This window comes from Streptomyces durocortorensis (assembly GCF_016901035.1).
GTDB classification, from domain to species: domain Bacteria; phylum Actinomycetota; class Actinomycetes; order Streptomycetales; family Streptomycetaceae; genus Streptomyces; species Streptomyces durocortorensis.
Window position 1 is genome coordinate 22,349 of sequence record NZ_JAFEUF010000087.1, and the last position, 4,439, is coordinate 26,787.

Genomic DNA, 4,439 nt, shown 5'->3' on the forward strand with positions numbered 1-4,439 from the left:
CCCCCTGTCGGTGTCCGGGCTGGGGGGGCGGGTGGGGGCGTCGGCCGGGCCCCTCCCCCCCCCCCCCCCGCCGCCGCGCCCCCCCCCGGGGGGGGGGGGGGGCGCGCCGCCCCCCCCCCCCCCCCCGGCCCGTCAGCAGCTCATCCGTGATAGGTGATGTAGCCGTTGCCGTCGCGGTCGTTGGACCTCTTGGTGTACGAGTGCACGTCGGCCCGGGCGCCGGAGGGCTTGTACAGGTAGATGGTGTCCTTGTCGTTGTTCCAGATGAAGTTGCAGTTCTGGCGGTAGACGACGTTCTTGGCGTCGGAGTCGGTGCCGCGGTTGCCGCGCAGCTTTATGTAGTCGCCGGGCTGCAGCTTGTGGGTCGCCGGGAAGGTGAACTTGTTGCCGGCGGCGTCCTTGACGACGTAACCCCGCAGGTTCACGGTCGCGGTGCGCGAGTAGTTCTTGATCGTCAGGTACTCGTTCTTGGTGTTGCCACCGGAGCACTTGTTGGAGTCGCGCCCGGGGGCGTCGTACTGGACGCCCTTGATCTTCAGGGCCGAGGAATACTCGGCGGCCTGGGCCGGAGCGGTGGCCACGAGGCCGAGTGCGAGGACCGAAGCGGCGGTGGCGGCGGCGGTCAGGGCATGACGGACATGCATAAGGAGTCCCCCCTCAATGGTGCGAGTGCAGCGTCCAGGAGCTTACCGAGACTTGTGACCCTTCAGTGAAGGAATGGAAGAGAAGGCGTGCGCGCGGGCGAAGGGTCGCCAGGGGTGCACGTCCCCCTCGTGCGGCGATCCCCGGAGGGAGGGGGCGGGGCTCCCCACCACGCGGCGAGCAGGTTAGCCTTGCCTTCGTTTGGCTGGAGGCAGGTGGCCGGAAATCCCCCCTCCGCTGTTGGGAACATGCTGAGGAGCAGGTGAAGTGGGGGCTGACACAGCCGGGCGCGGGGTCATACGCCGCGCTGTCGCGGGACAGCGCCGGGACGTCGTCGTCGGATCGATCCTGGGCGCCTGCCATCAGATCGGCGAGGCGCTCGTCCCCGTACTCATCGGGCTGATCGTCGACCGCGCCGTGGTGCGGCCCGACGGGGGAGCGCTGGCGGTCTGGCTGGTGGTCCTCGCCGTCGTCTACACCCTGCTCTCCTTCGGCTTCCGCTTCGGCGCCCGCGCCGGTGAACGCGCCGCCGAACAGGCCGCCCACCACCTGCGCCTGGACGTCGTCCGCCGGGTCCTCGCCCCGCACGGCGGCGCGGAGGCGGGCCGTCCGCCCGGGGCGGTCGTGAACGTGGCCACCGAGGACGCCCGCCGCGTCGGGGCCGTCAACATGGCCCTGACCCTCGGCATCGCCGCCGTCGTCGGTGTCGTCGCGGGCGCGGTGCTCCTGCTCCGCGCCTCCCTGCCCCTCGGCCTCCTCGTCCTGATCGGCGCGCCGGTCCTGATGGCGCTCGGCCACTTCCTGGCCCGGCCCCTGGAGCACCGCAGCGAGGCCGAACAGGAACAGGCCGCCCACGCCTCCGGGGTGGCCGCCGACCTGGTCGCCGGGGTCCGGGTGCTCAAGGGCCTGCGGGCCGAGCGCGCCGCCGTCGACCGGTACCGCGCCACCAGCCAGGCGTCCCGCGCCGCCAATGTGCGCGCCGCCCGCGCCGCCGCCCTCCAGACCGGCCTGATGCTCACGCTGACCGGCTCGTTCATCGCGCTCGTCGCCCTCGTCGGCGGCCGCCTGGTCCTCAGCGACTCCATCGGCCTCGGCGCCCTCGTCTCCGCCGTCGGCCTCGCCCTCTTCCTGCCGGGACCGATCAGCGTGCTGGCCTGGGTCGGCGCCGAACTGGCCAAGGGCCGCGCCTCCGCCGCCCGGATCGCCGACGTGCTGGCCGCCCCGGGCGAGACCACCGGCGGCACCGCCGAACCGGCCGCCCCCGCCCCCGGCGAACTGCGGCTCAACGGACTCGGCCACGCCGGACTCGACGCCCTCGACCTGACCGTCCGCCCCGGCGAACACCTCGGCGTCGTCGTCACCGACCCGGCCGACGCCGCCACCCTGCTGCACTGTCTGGCCCGCCGCTGCGACCCGGAGCGGGGGAGCGTCGAACTCGACGGCGTCCCGCTGACCGAACTGGCCCCCGCCGCCCTGCGCTCCGCGCTGCTCGTCGCCGAGCACGACGCCCAGCTCTTCGACGGCACCCTCCTGGAGAACGTCACCGCCGCCGCCCCCGCCGGGGCCGACCCGGGCCCCGCGATGGACGCCGCCGCCGTCGCCGAGGTGGCCTCCGCCCTGGCCGGCGGCACCGGCGGCCGCATCGGTGAGCGCGGCAGCTCGCTCTCCGGCGGCCAGCGCCAGCGCGTCGCCCTGGCCCGCGCACTCGCCGCCGACCGCGGCGTCCTCGTCGTCCACGACCCGACCACCGCGGTCGACGCCGCCACCGAGGCCCGGATCGCCGCCGGCATCCGGCGCGCCCGCACCGGCCGCACCACCGTCCTGGTCACCAGCAGCCCCGCGCTGCTCGCCGCGACCGACCGCGTCGTCCTCGTCGACGGCGGCACGATCACCGCCGAGGCCCCGCACGAGGACCTCGTACACGACCATCCCGTCTACCGCACGGCGGTGCTCACATGACCACTCCCTCGCCCACGGCCGACGACAACGCCGAGCTGCTCCCCATCGCCACCCCCGCCCGCACCCGGGCCGCCCTGCGCACGCTGATCCGCCCCGACCGGGGCCTCGCCCTGACCGGCCTCGGCATCCTGGTCGCGGCCACCGCCGTCGGCCTCCTCGTCCAGCCGCTGCTGGGCCGGATCGTCGACATCGTCGCCGACGGCCGCCCCGCCGGGGACCTGACCCTCCCGGTCGTCCTCCTCGTCGCGGTCGCCGTCGTCCAGGGCCTCACCACCACGCTCGGGCTGACCCGGATCGCCCGGCTCGGCGAGACCGTACTGGCCCGGCTGCGCGAGCGGTTCGTCGAACGCGCCCTGAACCTTCCCGCCGACCGGCTGGAACGCGCCGGGGCCGGAGACCTCACCGCCCGCGTCACCGGCGACGTCGCCCGGGTCGCCGAAGCCGTCCGCTCCGCACTGCCCGAGATGGCCCGCTCCGTCCTCGCGATCGTCCTCACCCTCGGCGCGCTGGCCCTGCTCGACGTACGGTTCCTGCTCGCCGCACTCCTCGCCGTCCCCGTCCAACTGCTCACCGCCCGCTGGTACGTACGCCGCGCCCTCACCCTCTACGCCGACCAGCGGGTCGCCAACGGCGCCCAGCAGCAACAGCTCCTGGAGACCATCGGCGGGGCAGTGACCGTACGCGGCCACCGGCTGGAGGAACAGCACACCGAGCGCAGCGCCGGACGCTCGCGCAAGGCCGTCGACCTCACCATGCGCAGCGTCAACCTGGTGCTGGGCTTCTACGGGCGGCTGCACATCGCCGAGTACATCGGCCTGGCCGCCGTACTGATCGCCGGCTTCTGGCTGGTCCGTGACGGCGCGGTGTCCATCGGTACGGCCACGGCGGCCGCCCTCTACTTCCACAGCCTCTTCGGCCCCGTCAACGCCGCCCTGGTGCTGCTGGACGACGCCCAGTCGGCGGCGGCCGGACTGGCCCGGCTGGTCGGGGTGACCGACCTCGCGGAGCAGCCGGAGGCGACGGCCGTACCGGGTGAGAAGCACGTACCGCTGAAGAAGGGCCTACCGCATCAGCGCACCGCCCCCGAAGCGGCGGCCGCCGTCACCGCGCACGCCGTCAGCCACGCCTACGGACCCGGACGCCCCGTGCTGCACGAGGTCTCCCTCACCCTGGAGCCCGGCGAACACGTCGCGCTCGTCGGGACCAGCGGGGCCGGGAAGTCGACCCTCGCCCGGATCGTCGCCGGCGTCCAGCAGCCCACCGCGGGCACGGTCACCGCACCGGCGGGCGCGAAGGACCCGTCCGTCGTCCTGGTCACCCAGGAGGTCCACGTCTTCACCGGCACCCTCGCCGAGGACCTCCGGCTCGCCCGCCCCGACGCCACCGACGCCGACCTGCGCGCGGCCCTCGCCACGGTGCACGCCCTCGACTGGGCCGAGGCGCTCCCGGACGGGCTCGGCACCGTCGTCGGCGAGGGCGGCCACCGCCTCGACCCCGCCCGCGCCCAGCAACTCGCCCTCGCCCGGCTCGTCCTGGCCGACCCCGCCTTGGCCGTCCTCGACGAGGCGACGGCCGAGGCGGGCAGCGCAGGCGCCCGGGTCCTGGAACGCTCCGCCGAGGCCGCCCTCGCCGGCCGCACCGCCCTGGTCGTCGCGCACCGCCTCACCCAGGCCGTCGCCGCCGACCGGGTCGTCGTGCTGGAGGCCGGGCGCGTCGTCGAGAGCGGCCCGCACGACGAACTGCGCGACGCGGACGGCCCGTACGCCGCCCTGTGGCGCGCCTGGTCCGGCAGCCGCACCGCCGCACCGCACCCCTGACCCCACGCACGCCCTGTCACA

Annotated in this window: 3 protein-coding genes; 2 read left to right on the forward strand and 1 reads right to left on the reverse strand. The window is 75.1% G+C overall.

The annotated features are described in order from the left end of the window. Positions 1-140: 140 nt before the first annotated feature. Entirely contained in the window at positions 141-644 is a 504-nt protein-coding gene (locus JS521_RS18235; protein WP_205084032.1) for a lamin tail domain-containing protein, read from the reverse strand. 265 nt (positions 645-909) lie between these two features. Between JS521_RS18235 and JS521_RS18240 the strand changes: the two genes are divergently transcribed. After that, the gene (locus JS521_RS18240; RefSeq protein WP_205084033.1) at positions 910-2,601 is read left to right on the forward strand and encodes an ABC transporter transmembrane domain-containing protein; all 1,692 of its coding nucleotides are present in this window, start codon (positions 910-912) and stop codon (positions 2,599-2,601) included. Beyond that, the gene (locus JS521_RS18245) at positions 2,598-4,418 is read left to right on the forward strand and encodes an ABC transporter ATP-binding protein (RefSeq protein WP_205084034.1); all 1,821 of its coding nucleotides are present in this window, start codon (positions 2,598-2,600) and stop codon (positions 4,416-4,418) included. The genes JS521_RS18240 and JS521_RS18245 overlap by 4 nt, the downstream gene beginning before the upstream one ends. Positions 4,419-4,439 lie beyond the last annotated feature (21 nt).

What these genes read in the sequence shown, in the direction of transcription:
- JS521_RS18235 (WP_205084032.1), bottom strand. Translation starts at nt 644, where the DNA reads ATGCATGTCCGTCATGCCCTGACCGCCGCCGCCACCGCCGCTTCGGTC.
- JS521_RS18245 (WP_205084034.1), top strand. Translation starts at nt 2,598, where the DNA reads ATGACCACTCCCTCGCCCACGGCCGACGACAACGCCGAGCTGCTCCCC.